We start from the raw sequence: 13270 nt of genomic DNA on the forward strand, positions 1-13270 counted from the left end.
TAACCTGATTTTTCAGAATTGTCGGAAAACGAGCGGGCGCGAGCGGTTTTAGGGGAAGGTGCCGCCTTCTTCGAATGCCTTGACGACGCGCTGGATAGCGACGACGTAGGCTGCCGTGCGGAAGCTTGGCAGGCCGTGGGTTTCGTAGGCGTCCACGAGGCCGTTGAACGCGTTGACAATGATCGTCTCGAGTTCGTCGTTGACGCGCTCTTCAGACCAATAGAAGCGCTGGCGGTTCTGTACCCATTCGAAGTAACTGACCGTCACGCCGCCGGCGTTTGCGAGGATGTCGGGGAAGACGTACACGTCGCTTTCGGTGAGCACTTCGTCGGCCTCGGGGGTGAGTGGGCCGTTTGCGGCTTCCACGATGACGTCTGCGCGAACCTGCTTCGCGAGGTCGCCGTCGATGGCGTTTTCGAGCGCCGCGGGGACGAGCAGGTCCACGTCGAGGGTGAGGAGGTCTTCGTTCGTCAGCTCCTCGGTGGCTTCGGCGTAGCCCGTGACCGAGCCGGTGTCGTTTTTGAACTCCTTGACCGCGCGGGCGTCTAAGCCGTCTGGGTTGTACACGGCACCCGACGAGTCGCTCACGGCGACGATGTTCGCGCCGAGGTCTTCGATGAGGTAGGCGGCGATGGAACCGGCGTTCCCGTAGCCTTGGACGGCCACGCTCGCGCCTTCCATGTCTTTGTCGAGATAGTTGAACGCCTCGCGGGCGGTGAGCATCGTCGAACGACCGGTCGCCTCGACGCGGCCTTCACTGCCGCCACTTTCTAAGGCTTTCCCCGTCACGACGCCGGGTGCGGTCGTGTTTTCGAGGGTCTCGTAGGTGTCTTTAATCCAGTTCATCTCGCGCTGGCCGGTGTTCACGTCGGGTGCGGGGATGTCGCGGTCTTCACCGATAATCGGGCGCAGTTCCTTTGCGAACGACCGCGTGATGCGTTCGAGTTCGCCTTCCGAGTGGTCTTTGGGGTTGATGACGATGCCACCCTTGCCGCCACCGTAGGGAATGTCCACGACGGCGCACTTGTACACCATCCACCCTGAGAGTGCTTTGACCTCGTCGCGGGTGACACCCGGGTGATAGCGAATCCCGCCTTTGTACGGCCCGCGGTCGCCGTTGAACTGCGAGCGGAAGGCTTTGAACACGCCAATCGTTCCGTCGTCCATCTTCACGCTCAGATTCGTTTCGAGCACGCGCTGGGGATGTTTGAGCCGCTCTAAAACATCCGATCGAACGTCGAGGAACTGAGACGCGTTGTCGATTTGTCGCTGTAGGCTTTCGAATGGGTTCGCCTCTTCAGACATACCCTGTAAAAATGGGACACGGTACGGTTAAACGTACCGGCAAATTTTCGTATGAATGGTCTTCCCTATAGCAAGTTTGCAGCCCGTGCTCGCGCAACGATTCGCTCTGCTTGGGCGATGAGCGGGGCATCTATCATCTCGTCGTTGACGCGAAACACGCCGCGCCCCTCTGCTTCTGCCTCGTCGCGTGCAGCAAGGACGGCACGCGCCCACTCGACTTGGTCGGGCTCGGGCGTGAACGCGTCATTGATAACCGACACCTGTGCCGGGTGAATCGCCATCTTGCCGTCGTAGCCGAGTTCGATGGCGAACGCTGTCTCGTCTGCGAGACCGTCCGTATCACGAATCGCCGTATAGACAGTGTCGATGGCATCAACGCCCGCCGCGCTCGCCGCGAGGACGACGTGTTCGCGCGCGTAGAGCACTTCCGTTCCGTCCTCGGTGCGGGTCGCACCAATATCTGCAGCGAGGTCTTCTGCGCCGAACACGAGCGCGGCTGTCGCCTCCGCATTCGCAATCTCGACGGCGTTCAACACGCCCGCCGCGGATTCGACCAGCGAGAACACGGGCAGGTCGAAGCCACGTTCTGCGAGCAGGGCCTGAAGTGCGTCTACGTCGGCCGCCCCCGTCGCTTTCGGGAGCATGATGGCGTCGATGCGCGGGTCGCCAGCGAGAACGCCATCGAGGTCGGCGTCCGTGACGGTACCAATTGGGTTCACGCGCACACACACCTCGCAGTCGGGGTCGAACGACGAGTCTGTGAGCACTTCGTTTATCGCCTCGCGTGCGGTTTGTTTGCGTTCTGGGGCCACGGCGTCTTCGAGGTCGAAAATCACTACATCCGCGCCGACACCGGGCGCTTTCTGCATCATCTCCGGGCGGTCGCCGGGGGAGAACAGGAGGCTTCGTCGTGCCATATTCAACCCTCTCGCGGAGACGGTTTGAACGTACCTCTCTTCGGCTAATCGGCGGGATTTTTCACCTCACTTCGCGCATGTGCGGATATGACCGGCCGATACTACGAAGAGTTCGAGGTTGGCGAAACTGTCGAGCACGCCGTTCGTCGCACCATCTCAGAGAGCGACAACCAGACGTTCTGTGACATGACGATGAACCAACAGCCACTCCACCTCGACGCGGAGTTTGCAAAGGACACGCAGTTTGGTCAACGGCTCGTAAACGGTCTCTACACGATGAGTCTCGCGGTGGGTCTCACCATCCCCGACATGACCGACGGCACCATCGTCGCAAATCTCTCGTACGACAACGTCAGTCACCCGAAACCCGTCTTCCACGGCGATACGATTCGCGTCCAGTCGACGGTAACAGAAAAGCGCGAGACCTCAGACGGCGAACGCGGCATCGTCACCATGCACGTCGAAGTGTTCAATCAGGACGACGAACTGGTCTGTGAGTTCGACCGAACGACGTTGTCGCTCAAAAAGCCAACCGAGTAACTAGATAACGAGGAAAACGAGCACCGTATTGATGCACACCGCGATAATCGACGGTGTAGCAAGCCCGAGCGGAATAATTGGGGCGTACTGCTTTGGGGTGAGCGCCCAACACACCAAGCCGATTCCGAGGGCCAGACATTTGAGTACGCCAAGTCCCGCGTAGCCAAACGCCGAGATTGCGCGGACGGCAACGGGGTTCAGCTCCGTCAATCCGAGTTCGAGACCGTACATCGTGAGTAATACGTCGGCAGCCATGGCACTCACCACGATGAACCACAGTTTGTACTGGAGCGGGCCAAGGACGTGGGTAATCCAACCGCCGGACTCATCGGGGGGTGTCGATGAAACGTCAGCGCGCGTCTGTCGAAGACGACGAGACTCATCAGTATGGGACATTGTAGATACTCTTGGGGTGCTCCGTGGGGAGAGCCGGTGTGCAACTCACACACAGACCGTGATGGGGCGTTTTACAGCACCACAACGGCAAAAACAGGTAAGCAGACTGACCGCATAGTTACATGTCGCTTACAACAGCGCCTCGCTGCTAGCACTGACATAACGTTCTCCCAACCCAGAGTGTTCGAAAAACCGGACGCTCTGCCGATTAGAGAATCGTGCCGTGTTTCTTGCTCGGCAGGTCTTTTTCGACGTCTTCGTAGAAGTTGAACCGGTTGATAAGTTCCTGGCGAAGCGTGCTCGGTGGCACGATTTCGTCCACGACGACTTCGCTTGCCATGCGGTGGATGTCGATGTCGTGGCGGTACTCCTCGCGGAGTTCTTCGGTGCGTTTTGCGCGCTCTTCGGGGTCTTCGATGGCGTCCAAATGGTTGCGATAGACGGCGTTAATCGCAGCTTCCGGCCCCATAATCCCGATTTCGCCAGTTGGCAGCCCGATGACACCCTCCGGGTCGTAGGCGGGCCCGGACATGGCATAAATGCCTGCACCGTACGCCTTGCGGATGACAACCGATTGCTTTGGCACCGTCGCAGACGACGTGGCGTAAATCATCTTCTTGCCCTGCTCTAAGATGCCCTCTTTCTCGACTTGCGACCCGGCCATGAAGCCCGGCGTGTCACAGAGGTAGAGCAGGGGCACGTCGAAGGCGTCGCACTTCCAGACGAACTCTGCGGCCTTCTCTGCGGCCTTCGGGAAGATTGCGCCCGCGCGGTGGGCGGGCTGGTTTGCGATGATGCCGACCGGCCGTCCATCGAGGCGGGCGAACGCCGTGATAATCTCCTTGCCGTACTCGGCTTGCAGCTCGAAAAAGGAGTCGCGGTCGACGATGCGTTCGATGAGGTCGACCATGTCGTAGCCGCGATTCGGCTCGCGGGGAATCATGCCGTCGATGCCCTCTGGCGACTTCGCCGGTGGCTTTGGCTCTGTGTGTGGCGGTTTCTCGTCTGCGTTGTTCGGCAGATACGAGATGAGTTTCGCCCCGAGTTCGCGGGCGTGTTCCTCGTCGCGGGCGACGAGGTCGGCACTGCCGGTGTGTTTTGCATGAACCATCGGGCCGCCAAGGTCTTCCATCGAGATGTCCTCGCCGGTGACCATCTGCACCATGCGTGGGGAGGCAATTGCCATCGCGCTCATCTTCTCGACCATGATGGTGAAATCAGCGAACACCGGCGTGTAGGCCGCCCCCGCGATACACGGCCCGTAGAGCACACAAATCTGGGGAACGCGTCCCGACAGCATCGAGTGGTTGTAGTAGTACTTGCCAATCCCTTCGCGGTTGGCGAAAAAGCCGGTCTGCTGGTCGATACGTCCGCCGGATGAGTCCATCAGATAGAGGACGGGTTTCCCGCTTTTGAGCGCGCGCTGTTGCATCCGGAGGAACTTCTCAACCCCGTGACGCGCCATTGACCCAGCTTTCACGGTGAAGTCGTTCGCCATGAAGTGTACCTCGCGGCCTTCGAACTCCGCCGCGCCCGTGATGAGGCCGTCTGCAGGGAGTTGGTCCTCGGCGTCGAACTGGGCGAACTTCCCATCCTCAAACAGTAGTCCGTCGTCGAACCAGAGTTTCATCCGGTCGCGGACGAACAGCTTGCCCTGGTCGGGGAGGCGTTGTTTGTACTTCTCCGGGCCGCCGAGGTCGATTTCCTCGATTTCCGCCCAGAGCTGCTCCTCGCGCTCGGTCGGCCCGAAATCATCGACTTCCGGCTCCGGTTCTGGCTCCGGCAGGTCACTCCCGTCTGCAGTTGCAGCGGGTTCGTCCGCTCCGCGCACGTACACCTCAACCTCGTTTCGGAAGTTTTGGGCGAGGGCTTCCGCGATGGCCGCGGCTTCCTCCTCGTTTGCACCCTTTGCGATGGTGACTTTCATGAAAAACCAGAGGTGGTAGGGGATTGAAACCGTTTCCCTTGAAAATTGATGAGGGTTATCCGGCCTCAGTCTGCGAGTGCGGCTTCGAGCCGGTCGATGAGGCGAGAATTGCCAACGTGAACCGGCACTCGCTGGTGGAGGCTGGTCGCTTCAACCGAGAGCAGTGACCCGGTTCCATCGGAGGAACGGCCACCTGCGGCCTCCACGATGTAGGCGATCGGGTTCCCCTCGAACTGGAGGCGGAGTTTGCCCTCCGGGCGCGACTGGAGGCCGGGGTAGGCGAAGATGCCACCGTAGGTGAGCACCTGATTTACGTCGCCTATCATCGCCCCACCGTAGCGCAGTTTCAACTCCTGTTCTATCTCGCGGGCGAACTCGGTGAACGCGGGCGTCCACTCGGGGACGCGCCCGCCAAAGCCGTAGGTGACCGGCTCTGCGGGGAGCGTGATGTCCTCGCGGACGGCGCGTTTGTCGCCGTCTTCGATGACGTACTCGGTCACACTGTCGCCCTCTGCCACAATCATCGTCGTGATGGGGCCAAACAGGACGTAGGCGGCGGCGACGAGGTCGTGTCCACTCGCGGGGAGCGGGGCGTCGTAGACGCCGAGAATCGTCCCCATCGTGTTGTTGGACTTGAGATTCGACGACCCATCGAGGGGATCACACGCGAGATGATACCCGTCTGCGTCAGGGTTTCCATCGATATCGTCGCGTTCTTCTGAGGCGTAGGTCGCAACACCGTCGAGTGCGAGCAGGCGCTCACTGAGGAGGTCGTCCGCGTAGAGGTCAGCGGCGAGTTGCGCCTCTCCGGACGGATTCTCCTCGGCTTCGTAGGTGCGTCGCCCGGTCAGCCCCGCACGGATGTCGGGGGCCGTCGCGGCGACGGTGTCGATGATGCGAGTGAGTGTGCTCATTCGAGGGCGGCTTCGACGGATTTGCCGTTGAAGATGAGCTCTTCGAGCGCATCGAGGATGTGCGCTGGCTCCTCACGCTGCCAGACGTTGCGGCCCACAGCGAGGCCCTTCGCACCGGCGTTCATCGCGGAGTTGACTGTCGAGAGGAACTCCTCGTCGGAGGTCTTCGACCCGCCGCTCATGACGACTTTCGTCGCGCCTGCGGCCTTGACGGCGAGTTCCATGGCGTCCTGACTGCCGGGGTACTTGACCTTCGCAATGTCCGCGCCGATTTCGTGGGCGATGCGGGTTGCGTAGGCGATGGTGTTCGGGGAGGTGTCGTTTTTCAGTCCCTGACCGCGTGGGTACGACCACATGACGACGGGGAGGTCGTACTCGCGGGCTTTCTCCTGGACGTCGCGGAACTCTTCGAACATCTCGACTTCGTGGTTCGAGCCGCTGTAGACGGTGAAGCCTACGGCGTCTGCGCCAATCTCTGCGGCGTAGTCCACAGAGCAGTTGACCGGCGAGTCTGGCTCGCCCATCCAGAGATTCGAGGTGCCGTTCATCTTGACGAGGAGGTTCACGTCGTCCTCGTAAGAGGGGTAGTACGCTTCTGCGAGCCCTTTCTGGACGGCAAAGGCACTCACTGCGTCGTGCGTTGCGATGTCGAACACCGTCTCGGGGTCCATCCGCTCTGGGACGTCGGTGAAGTCCACCGGACCGTGTTCGAGACCGTGGTCGTACGCGAGAATGAGTGACTTTCCATCCCGGATAATTGGGGAGTCGTCAACCGGAATCATACGCCTAAAACTGGGGTGACTTTGCTTAATAGTCTATTGGGTCGGGTTGTGCTGTATGCCCACGTATCCCACCCTACGCGCCCGAATCCAGTTGTCGCCAGTCGTCGCGCCTGAGGCGGTCGATCGTCGCCTCGACGGTGTCGCGTGGCAGCTCGAAAAAGCGGAGTCTGCCGGCGGGCGTCTGGATTTTGACGACACAGGAGTGTTCGGTGAGCGTGTACGCGGTGAGCGTTTTCCCCGTGCCGTAGCGCAGCGAGACGGACTGGTCTACTGGTGCGTGCTCGGTCAAGTATTCACCCAACTCACAGCTCAGCCGATGGGCAGATTCGATGTCAAACGGAACGCCGCGGCCACCAGACTGGTCGCGGACACCATGCGATGCCATGAATTACCATAGTCGGTCCGTTCGCAATAAAATATGGTATTCGTGGACACACCTGGCGGTTTGTGGCAGTGTCTCCCACGACTTCGGCACGTTTACACCCCCTGCCGAGAGTGTGTCTCGTATGCGCGGAATGGACGACATCAACACGATTGGCGTGATTGGCGCGGGAACGATGGGCAACGGGATTACGCAGGTCGCGGCCGCCTCGGGCTACGACGTCGTGATGCGCGATATCAAAGACGAGTTCGTCGAACGCGGACTGTCTGCCATCGACGACTCGCTCACTCGGTTTGTCTCGAAAGAGAAGCTGAGTGAAACCGAGAAAGATGCCGCGCTCGACCGTATCACGGGCACGACAGAGTTCGACGACCTCGCAGACTGCGACCTCGTCATCGAAGCCGCAGTCGAGAACATGGAAGTCAAACAGGACATCTTCTCGGACTTAGACGACCTCATGCCCGAAGACGTGGTTCTCGCCACGAACACGAGCACGCTCTCGATTACGACCATCGCAAGCGCCACCGAGCGCCCAGAACAGGTCGTTGGCCTTCACTTCATGAACCCGGTTCCCATCATGAAGGGCGTCGAAGTCGTCATCGGCGAGAAGACGAGCCCCGAAGTCGGGAAACTTGCCCACGAACTCTCTGAGAAACTCGGCAAAGAGACGTGGGAGTCCGACGACAAACCGGGGTTCATCACCAACCGCATCCTCATGCCGTGGCTGAACGAGGGCATCCGTGCCTACGACGAAGGCCTCGGCACGAAAGAGGACATTGACAAGGGCATGACCCTCGGGACGAACGTCCCGATGGGGCCGCTCCAACTCGCAGACCACATCGGCCTCGACGTCTGTCTGCATGCGAGCGAAACGCTGTTCGAAGAGCTTGGCGACCGCTACAAGCCAGCCTACCTGTTAAAGCGCAAAGTCGCCGCAGGCGACCTCGGGAAAAAGACCGGCAAAGGCTTCTACGAGTACTGAGCGAGTTCGCGTTCGTACACGTCCAACAACTGGTCGACCGCCGCCTCGACGCTAATCTGGTCGCGGCGAGAAACACAATTTTCACTCAGCTCTGCATTGTTCGCAAGCGCCCGCTCTAAGCCGTCTCTGAAGCCGGCGATGTCGCCGGGTTCGAAGTGATACCCAGTCACGCCATCGATGACCGTGTCTTCGAGCGCACCGGCGTTCACGCCGACGACTGGCGTCCCGGCAGCGTTCGCTTCGAGCGCGACAATGCCTTGGGTTTCGACCGGACTCGGGAACGCGAACACGTCGAGGGCGGCGTAGAACGATGGGAGGTCTTCGCGGTCGAGAAAGCCGAGGAAGCGAATGTCCATGTCCATCTCTGCGGCTCTCGCTTCGAGCGTTTCCCGGGCGGGGCCGTCGCCGCCGAAGACGACGGTCACGTCCATTCCGTCGATGGCATCGAGGATGGAGGTGAGCGACTTCTCGAAGCCGTGGCGGCCGGTGTAGCCAATCAGCGGTCGGTCCGTGTCGATGCCGTGTTTGTGCCGGAACTCTGCGCCGTCTGCGGGGCGAAACGTCTCGATGTCAACCCCGTTCGGGACGACTTCCACCAGACTTTCGATGCCGACTTCGTCCGTGAGGTGCCGTTTCGTGTCTTCACTCGGGACGAGGACGGTGTCTGCTTGGCCGAAAAACCAGCGCTCGTAGGACTCCGCGATGCGGCCGAGACCGTTCGAGAGGAACTCGCGCTGAGCGAGGTAGTCTGCGTACTCGCTCGTCGGCGTGTGATACGACGTGATGAACGGCGCGTCGACCTCCCGTGAGAGTCGAAGGCCGCCAAGCCCGAGAGAAAACGGCGTGTGGGCATGGACGATGTCCACGTCAGAGACGGCAGACGGAACGGAGGGTGTCCCGAGATAAAACCCGTCATAGAAGGGGAACGGCAGGCTTCTGACGGCATGTTCGCCCTGGTCGGGGCTGTAGCCGCGCGCTTTGGGAAAGACGATGTCCATGCGCCCGCCGCGGGCGAGCCACCGGTCGCGCCACGTTTTGACCGTATATGTGACCCCGTTTACCGTGGGCAGGTAGGTGTCCGTGAAGGCGGCGACCCGGGGCATCATTTCTCACCCTTGTTCAGCCGAGACTTAATGGTTTGTGACATCACGATAGATTGTAAGAAGTTCGCTTGCAACGCGGTCTAAGCCGTGGTCGGCCGCGGTCTGCCTCGCGTTTTCCCCGAGTCGTTCTCGGAGGTCGGGTTCTGTTGCCAGTCTGTCAAGTGCGGCGCGGAACTCCGCGTGAGTCGAACACTTGAGGCAGTCTTCGCCGTGGGTGTAGAACTCGGAGAAGACCGGAATGTCGCGGATGACGACGGCCTTGCCACAGGCCATCGCTTCGAGGACGGCGATGCCCTGATTCTCGTTTTTCGTCGGGAACAGATACACGTCGCCTGCGCCGTACGCGCCGCGAATGTCTTCGACCCACCCGGTGAACGTCACATTTTCCGGTGGGTTGTTCACCCACTCGGTGACGGTTGCGCTCGCTTGTGGACCGGTGTCGTAGGTGCCGAACCACGCGAAATCGTAGTCCGTCTCTTCTGCGAGTTCACAGAACGTGGTGAGGCCCTTTCGCTCGAAGACGCTCCCCACAGCGAAGACGACCATTCCCGAGAGGTCGTATCTGTCCCGGTACTCCTCGCGCAACTCCTCGTGACCTTCGAGCGCGTCGATATCCACGCCGTTCGTTATCGGGCGAATCGGGGCGGTCACAGGGTACGATTCGAGGATGTCCTTCGTGAACTCGCTCGGGCAGAGCACGAGGTCTGCCTGCGAGTAAAACCACGTCAGGTAGCGCGCGAGAATCGGCGCGGCGAGGTTCGACCCGCGGAAACTCTCTGCGAAATCTTCGCCCGTCGTGTGGGCGTGTAAGATGAGCGGAATACCCTTCGATTTCGCGTGGCGAGCAAGTGCAAGCGAGACCGGTCCAATCGTGTTCAGATGCACCACATCGACCGATTCGAGCAGCGGGCCGCCGTACAGCACGCTCCTGAGTCCGCGGTCTACGTTCCCACCCACCCACGGGGAGGTGATGACCTCTACATCGGTCTGTTCGAGCGCCGCGCGTTGCTGGTCGGTTGCGGTGCCAATTCCGCTCCGCGCTAGCGCCGATTCGAGTTCGAGATAGTTGAGCGCGCGCACAGCAAAACCGACCCACGGATGCCGATTAACTGTTGCGGTCACTGCCGTATATTATCCCGGTAATCGGAATCTATTTATATGCAACAACAAATCAATTCGCTTGGGGCTACACAGGAGCTTTTCTTTCCTATGTGTTCGGCCCCGGAAACCCCCCACCCCACCCCTCGTTTCCGATGACTACTATTGCCGAAGAGCGGATTGCGCGCCTGCACGACCTTTCAAGAGACGCCGTCAAAACCGGTTACGATGACCGGGCACGCGAGTACGTGAGACTGGCAAGACGCATCGCCGAGCGACATCGGTTGCGTCTCCCCCGGGAGTTCAAACGCTTTACGTGCGCCTCGTGCGACGCGTACCTGGTTCCCGGGCGCAACGCACGCGTCAGGCTGCAAGACGGGCACGTCGTCATTTCCTGTGATTGTGGCCACCACGCCCGTCACCCATACTAAACTGTTTTCCCTAACCTGACACCGGGCACGACGGCCATACCTCAATATTCACATAGCTCCGGTTAATAAAGCGCATAAGCCAATGGTAAATCAAGACTTGCGGAAAGAAGCCCACGATGTCGAAGTCACCGTCTGGGTCGGCAAGAGCGGCCACGGTGCCGTCCTCGAAGAGTTGAAAACCCAACTCCAAGACCGAAAGCTGGTGAAAGTCAAGTTCCTCCGCGCCTCGCGGGGCGGAACGACGGTCGAAGAGATGGCTGAAGAACTCGCGGAAAACGCCGGTGCGGAGGTCGTTGATACGCGGGGCAACACGGCGGTTTTCCACTAGATGGTTGGAACACTCCCCATCTTCGAGCAGTTTCTTGGGGCGACGTACGGCCTCATCGCCACGCAGTTCGTGCTGTTCGTCGGCGCGTTCATCGCGGTGTTCCTGCTCGGAAAAATCATCGTCACGCCACTTTTCGACCGCGTGGTTCGCTCTCGGGGCTTAGACGAACACGCTCGCCAGCCGCTTCGTCGCCTCGTCTCGATCATCGTCCTCTTTACGGCCATCTCCGTTGCCTTCGGCGCGGCTGGCTTCGGCAGCTTCCTCACCTCGCTGGCCACCATCGCGGCGGCCGCCACGCTCGCCATCGGCTTTGCGATGCAAGACGTCATCAAGAACTTCGTCGCGGGTATCTTCATCTACACGGACAAGCCGTTTCGTGTCGGTGACTGGATCGAGTGGGACAGCTACTCGGGCATCGTCGAAGACATCAGCCTGCGGGTCAGCCGCGTGCGCACATTCGACAACGAACTGCTCACCGTCCCGAACTCGACGCTCACCGACGGCGTCATCAAGAACCCGGTCGCCAAGAGCAGGCTTCGCCTGAAGTTCGTCTTCGGCATCGGCTACGACGACGACATCGACCTTGCGTCGAAGATTATCGTCGAAGAAGCCGAAAAACACGAGGGCATCATGGACGAACCAGCGCCGACGGTTCGCCTCACGGAACTCGCAGACTCCTACGTCGGCCTCCAGTCGCGCATCTGGATCGACAATCCGAGCCGCGCAGACTTCGTCAAAACGCGCGGCGAGTACGTCACGAACGTGAAAAACCGATTCGACGAAGCCGACATCGAGATTCCGTACCCACAGCGCGACCTCTCTGGGGCTGTGGTTCTCCAGAACGGCTCTGACTTCGGCGCGGTCGAACAGTAAGCGGCCCTTTTTTTGAGTTTTCGTCTCCGACAGCAGCATACAGCGCAGCGGCTCACGGGTGTGAATACGGTATGAATGCGGACGGACGGAGTTGCCTGGCGTTCCACCACGGGGAATCCCGGTTGCCGCCTCCACCCCGCACCCCTTCGAGCGACAGGTGTCCACGAGTTCGCTGCTCGCTTCCGCGCCTGACGGGTTGCTCGCGGTTAACCACGGTGAGACGTCCCTGCAGACGTTCACCGAAAGACCGCTGTCCCCGAAGGACGAGGCTTCTACGTTGGCTCCCGGGGCCCGTGCCGGTCTGACCGGACGCACCCGTTGTTCGGTCCCCACTAAAGACCATAGCGTGGGTGACGAGCAGGGCCTAACTGCCCGACCTAGTCCAGTTATTTGATAACTGTCTCCGGCTTAAGGGCCTTTCGACTTTTCGCGCTAAAATAACTTGAGGGCGCGGGCGTACCACACGCCGCTCACAGGCACGCCGAGCGAGCACAGCAGCACAATCCAGCGGTGGTTCTCCATGAGCGTCGCACCAAAGGCGCTCTCCACCGTCGTGAGACTGCCGAGTACGTCTACCGGCACCGCGAGCGCCCAGAGCAGCGTCAACAGCACCATGAAGACGCCGAGGGCAGTCGTCGCTGCCGCAACCGTCACCGGCTCGGTGCGCTGGTAATACCCCGCCGCAAAGGCGATGAGCGTCACGAGCGCGAACCCGGCCGCGCCGAACACGCCTGCGAGGCCGCTCGTGTAGTAAACGGTCAATCCGGACGCCGCGTTTGTGGGCAAGATGAGATAGGGCGCGAAAATCGCCGCGAGAACGGCGATGTCGGCGGCGATACCGAGCAGGGGTGCAGGGGTGTGAAACGAAGAATCCTCAGCCATTGCCGGGAGTTGTCGGGGAATCGAATTAAACGCCCCGCTCTGAAAGCCGCAACGCACACGTAGTTCCACTCCATACGCCCGACCATGGGACTTGGTGGAACCGCAAAGAAGTTGCAAAAAGTCGCAGACACCGCAGAAGAACTCTATAAGCGCTTAAACGAGTTGCGCGACCAGATTCTCGCGCTCAGACAGCAGGTCGAATCGACCGGCGCGAAAGTCGAGTCGATAGAAGCGGACCTCACCGAACAGCGCGTTCTCTTGGAAGCGCTCGCGGAGAAAGAGGGCCTCGACGTAGAGACACTGCTCGCGGAAGCCGAAGCAGAAGCCACAACGGATGACATGGAGGAAGAAGATGTCGCGCCGCCCGCCGAAACGCCAGCAGAAAGTAGCGACTGACTGGCAAAACGTGC

General features: G+C 60.5%; 16 protein-coding genes and 1 other RNA gene. 6 read left to right on the top strand and 11 right to left on the bottom strand.

Annotated elements, in window-relative coordinates; genetic code table 11:
- Window positions 1-48: 48 nt before the first annotated feature.
- Together V5N12_RS07525 and V5N12_RS07530 are read right to left on the bottom strand one after the other, a co-directional pair.
- Window positions 49-1305 carry a Glu/Leu/Phe/Val family dehydrogenase gene (locus tag V5N12_RS07525; protein WP_332898540.1) on the bottom strand — a complete coding sequence of 419 codons (1257 nt, stop codon included), beginning with the start codon at window positions 1303-1305 and terminating at the stop codon, window positions 49-51.
- Window positions 1306-1370: 65 nt separating this feature from the next.
- The gene (locus V5N12_RS07530; protein WP_332898541.1) at window positions 1371-2222 is read right to left on the bottom strand and encodes an HpcH/HpaI aldolase/citrate lyase family protein; all 852 of its coding nucleotides are present in this window, start codon (window positions 2220-2222) and stop codon (window positions 1371-1373) included.
- Between the two features lie 87 nt (window positions 2223-2309).
- On the opposite strand from V5N12_RS07530, the gene V5N12_RS07535 reads away from it, so the two are divergent.
- Window positions 2310-2762 (top strand): MaoC family dehydratase, encoded by a 453-nt coding sequence (locus tag V5N12_RS07535; RefSeq protein WP_332898542.1) that lies wholly within the window; start codon window positions 2310-2312, stop codon window positions 2760-2762.
- Here V5N12_RS07535 and V5N12_RS07540 read toward each other — a convergent pair whose 3' ends face one another.
- The 5 genes from V5N12_RS07540 to V5N12_RS07560 all read right to left on the bottom strand — a co-directional run bounded on the left by V5N12_RS07540 (window position 2763) and on the right by V5N12_RS07560 (window position 7166).
- Window positions 2763-3158, bottom strand: coding sequence for a DUF5658 family protein (locus V5N12_RS07540; protein ID WP_332898543.1), 396 nt, complete (start codon window positions 3156-3158; stop codon window positions 2763-2765).
- A gap of 208 nt (window positions 3159-3366) precedes the next feature.
- The gene (locus tag V5N12_RS07545; protein WP_332898544.1) at window positions 3367-5085 is read right to left on the bottom strand and encodes an acyl-CoA carboxylase subunit beta; all 1719 of its coding nucleotides are present in this window, start codon (window positions 5083-5085) and stop codon (window positions 3367-3369) included.
- A gap of 65 nt (window positions 5086-5150) precedes the next feature.
- Window positions 5151-5999: a class 1 fructose-bisphosphatase gene (locus V5N12_RS07550; protein WP_332898545.1), complete on the bottom strand. Its 849-nt coding sequence runs from the start codon at window positions 5997-5999 to the stop codon at window positions 5151-5153.
- Window positions 5996-6781, bottom strand: a complete 786-nt coding sequence (locus V5N12_RS07555; RefSeq protein ID WP_332898546.1) for a class I fructose-bisphosphate aldolase — start codon at window positions 6779-6781, stop codon at window positions 5996-5998. The genes V5N12_RS07550 and V5N12_RS07555 overlap by 4 nt, the downstream gene beginning before the upstream one ends.
- A 73-nt stretch (window positions 6782-6854) precedes the next feature.
- A complete protein-coding gene (locus tag V5N12_RS07560) occupies window positions 6855-7166 on the bottom strand; it encodes a hypothetical protein (RefSeq protein ID WP_332898547.1) in 312 nt (103 codons plus the stop codon).
- Window positions 7167-7287: 121 nt separating this feature from the next.
- Between V5N12_RS07560 and V5N12_RS07565 the strand changes: the two genes are divergently transcribed.
- A complete protein-coding gene (locus V5N12_RS07565) occupies window positions 7288-8145 on the top strand; it encodes a 3-hydroxyacyl-CoA dehydrogenase family protein (protein WP_332898548.1) in 858 nt (285 codons plus the stop codon).
- Here V5N12_RS07565 and V5N12_RS07570 read toward each other — a convergent pair.
- Both V5N12_RS07570 and V5N12_RS07575 read right to left on the bottom strand, forming a co-directional pair.
- A complete protein-coding gene (locus tag V5N12_RS07570; RefSeq protein WP_442904962.1) occupies window positions 8133-9248 on the bottom strand; it encodes a glycosyltransferase in 1116 nt (371 codons plus the stop codon). The two genes, V5N12_RS07565 and V5N12_RS07570, sit on opposite strands and share 13 nt — an antisense overlap.
- Window positions 9249-9275: 27 nt before the next feature.
- Window positions 9276-10328, bottom strand: coding sequence for a glycosyltransferase family 4 protein (locus V5N12_RS07575; RefSeq protein ID WP_332898550.1), 1053 nt, complete (start codon window positions 10326-10328; stop codon window positions 9276-9278).
- Window positions 10329-10501: 173 nt separating this feature from the next.
- Between V5N12_RS07575 and V5N12_RS07580 the strand changes: the two genes are divergently transcribed.
- From V5N12_RS07580 to V5N12_RS07590, 3 genes are all read left to right on the top strand, one after another.
- Complete coding sequence (locus tag V5N12_RS07580) at window positions 10502-10777, top strand: ribonuclease P protein component 4 (protein WP_332898551.1); 276 nt, start codon at window positions 10502-10504, stop codon at window positions 10775-10777.
- Between the two features lie 82 nt (window positions 10778-10859).
- Complete coding sequence (locus tag V5N12_RS07585) at window positions 10860-11105, top strand: YhbY family RNA-binding protein (RefSeq protein WP_332898552.1); 246 nt, start codon at window positions 10860-10862, stop codon at window positions 11103-11105.
- Window positions 11106-11978 carry a mechanosensitive ion channel family protein gene (locus V5N12_RS07590; RefSeq protein WP_332898553.1) on the top strand — a complete coding sequence of 291 codons (873 nt, stop codon included), beginning with the start codon at window positions 11106-11108 and terminating at the stop codon, window positions 11976-11978.
- A 75-nt stretch (window positions 11979-12053) separates the two neighbouring features.
- Here V5N12_RS07590 and ffs read toward each other — a convergent pair.
- Both ffs and V5N12_RS07600 read right to left on the bottom strand, forming a co-directional pair.
- Window positions 12054-12366, bottom strand: an RNA gene (gene ffs, locus V5N12_RS07595) — signal recognition particle sRNA.
- A gap of 44 nt (window positions 12367-12410) precedes the next feature.
- Window positions 12411-12860, bottom strand: a complete 450-nt coding sequence (locus tag V5N12_RS07600; protein WP_332898554.1) for a DUF7548 family protein — start codon at window positions 12858-12860, stop codon at window positions 12411-12413.
- Window positions 12861-12944: 84 nt separating this feature from the next.
- Between V5N12_RS07600 and V5N12_RS07605 the strand changes: the two genes are divergently transcribed.
- A complete protein-coding gene (locus V5N12_RS07605; protein ID WP_332898555.1) occupies window positions 12945-13256 on the top strand; it encodes a DUF5798 family protein in 312 nt (103 codons plus the stop codon).
- Window positions 13257-13270: the final 14 nt, after the last annotated feature.

Origin of the sequence: Haladaptatus sp. CMSO5 (assembly GCF_036689885.1) — an archaeon.
Classification (GTDB): domain Archaea; phylum Halobacteriota; class Halobacteria; order Halobacteriales; family Halococcaceae; genus QDMS2.

Excerpts from the sequence above, each read along its gene's own strand:
- V5N12_RS07570 (WP_442904962.1), bottom strand. The coding sequence starts at position 9,248 with ATGCCCCGGGTCGCCGCCTTCACGGACACCTACCTGCCCACGGTAAAC.
- V5N12_RS07535 (WP_332898542.1), top strand. The coding sequence starts at position 2,310 with ATGACCGGCCGATACTACGAAGAGTTCGAGGTTGGCGAAACTGTCGAG.
- V5N12_RS07555 (WP_332898546.1), bottom strand. The coding sequence starts at position 6,781 with ATGATTCCGGTTGACGACTCCCCAATTATCCGGGATGGAAAGTCACTC.
- V5N12_RS07590 (WP_332898553.1), top strand. The coding sequence starts at position 11,106 with ATGGTTGGAACACTCCCCATCTTCGAGCAGTTTCTTGGGGCGACGTAC.
- V5N12_RS07530 (WP_332898541.1), bottom strand. The coding sequence starts at position 2,222 with ATGGCACGACGAAGCCTCCTGTTCTCCCCCGGCGACCGCCCGGAGATG.
- V5N12_RS07525 (WP_332898540.1), bottom strand. The coding sequence starts at position 1,305 with ATGTCTGAAGAGGCGAACCCATTCGAAAGCCTACAGCGACAAATCGAC.
- V5N12_RS07565 (WP_332898548.1), top strand. The coding sequence starts at position 7,288 with ATGCGCGGAATGGACGACATCAACACGATTGGCGTGATTGGCGCGGGA.
- V5N12_RS07540 (WP_332898543.1), bottom strand. The coding sequence starts at position 3,158 with ATGTCCCATACTGATGAGTCTCGTCGTCTTCGACAGACGCGCGCTGAC.
- V5N12_RS07550 (WP_332898545.1), bottom strand. The coding sequence starts at position 5,999 with ATGAGCACACTCACTCGCATCATCGACACCGTCGCCGCGACGGCCCCC.
- V5N12_RS07545 (WP_332898544.1), bottom strand. The coding sequence starts at position 5,085 with ATGAAAGTCACCATCGCAAAGGGTGCAAACGAGGAGGAAGCCGCGGCC.
- V5N12_RS07585 (WP_332898552.1), top strand. The coding sequence starts at position 10,860 with ATGGTAAATCAAGACTTGCGGAAAGAAGCCCACGATGTCGAAGTCACC.
- V5N12_RS07605 (WP_332898555.1), top strand. The coding sequence starts at position 12,945 with ATGGGACTTGGTGGAACCGCAAAGAAGTTGCAAAAAGTCGCAGACACC.
- V5N12_RS07560 (WP_332898547.1), bottom strand. The coding sequence starts at position 7,166 with ATGGCATCGCATGGTGTCCGCGACCAGTCTGGTGGCCGCGGCGTTCCG.
- V5N12_RS07600 (WP_332898554.1), bottom strand. The coding sequence starts at position 12,860 with ATGGCTGAGGATTCTTCGTTTCACACCCCTGCACCCCTGCTCGGTATC.
- V5N12_RS07580 (WP_332898551.1), top strand. The coding sequence starts at position 10,502 with ATGACTACTATTGCCGAAGAGCGGATTGCGCGCCTGCACGACCTTTCA.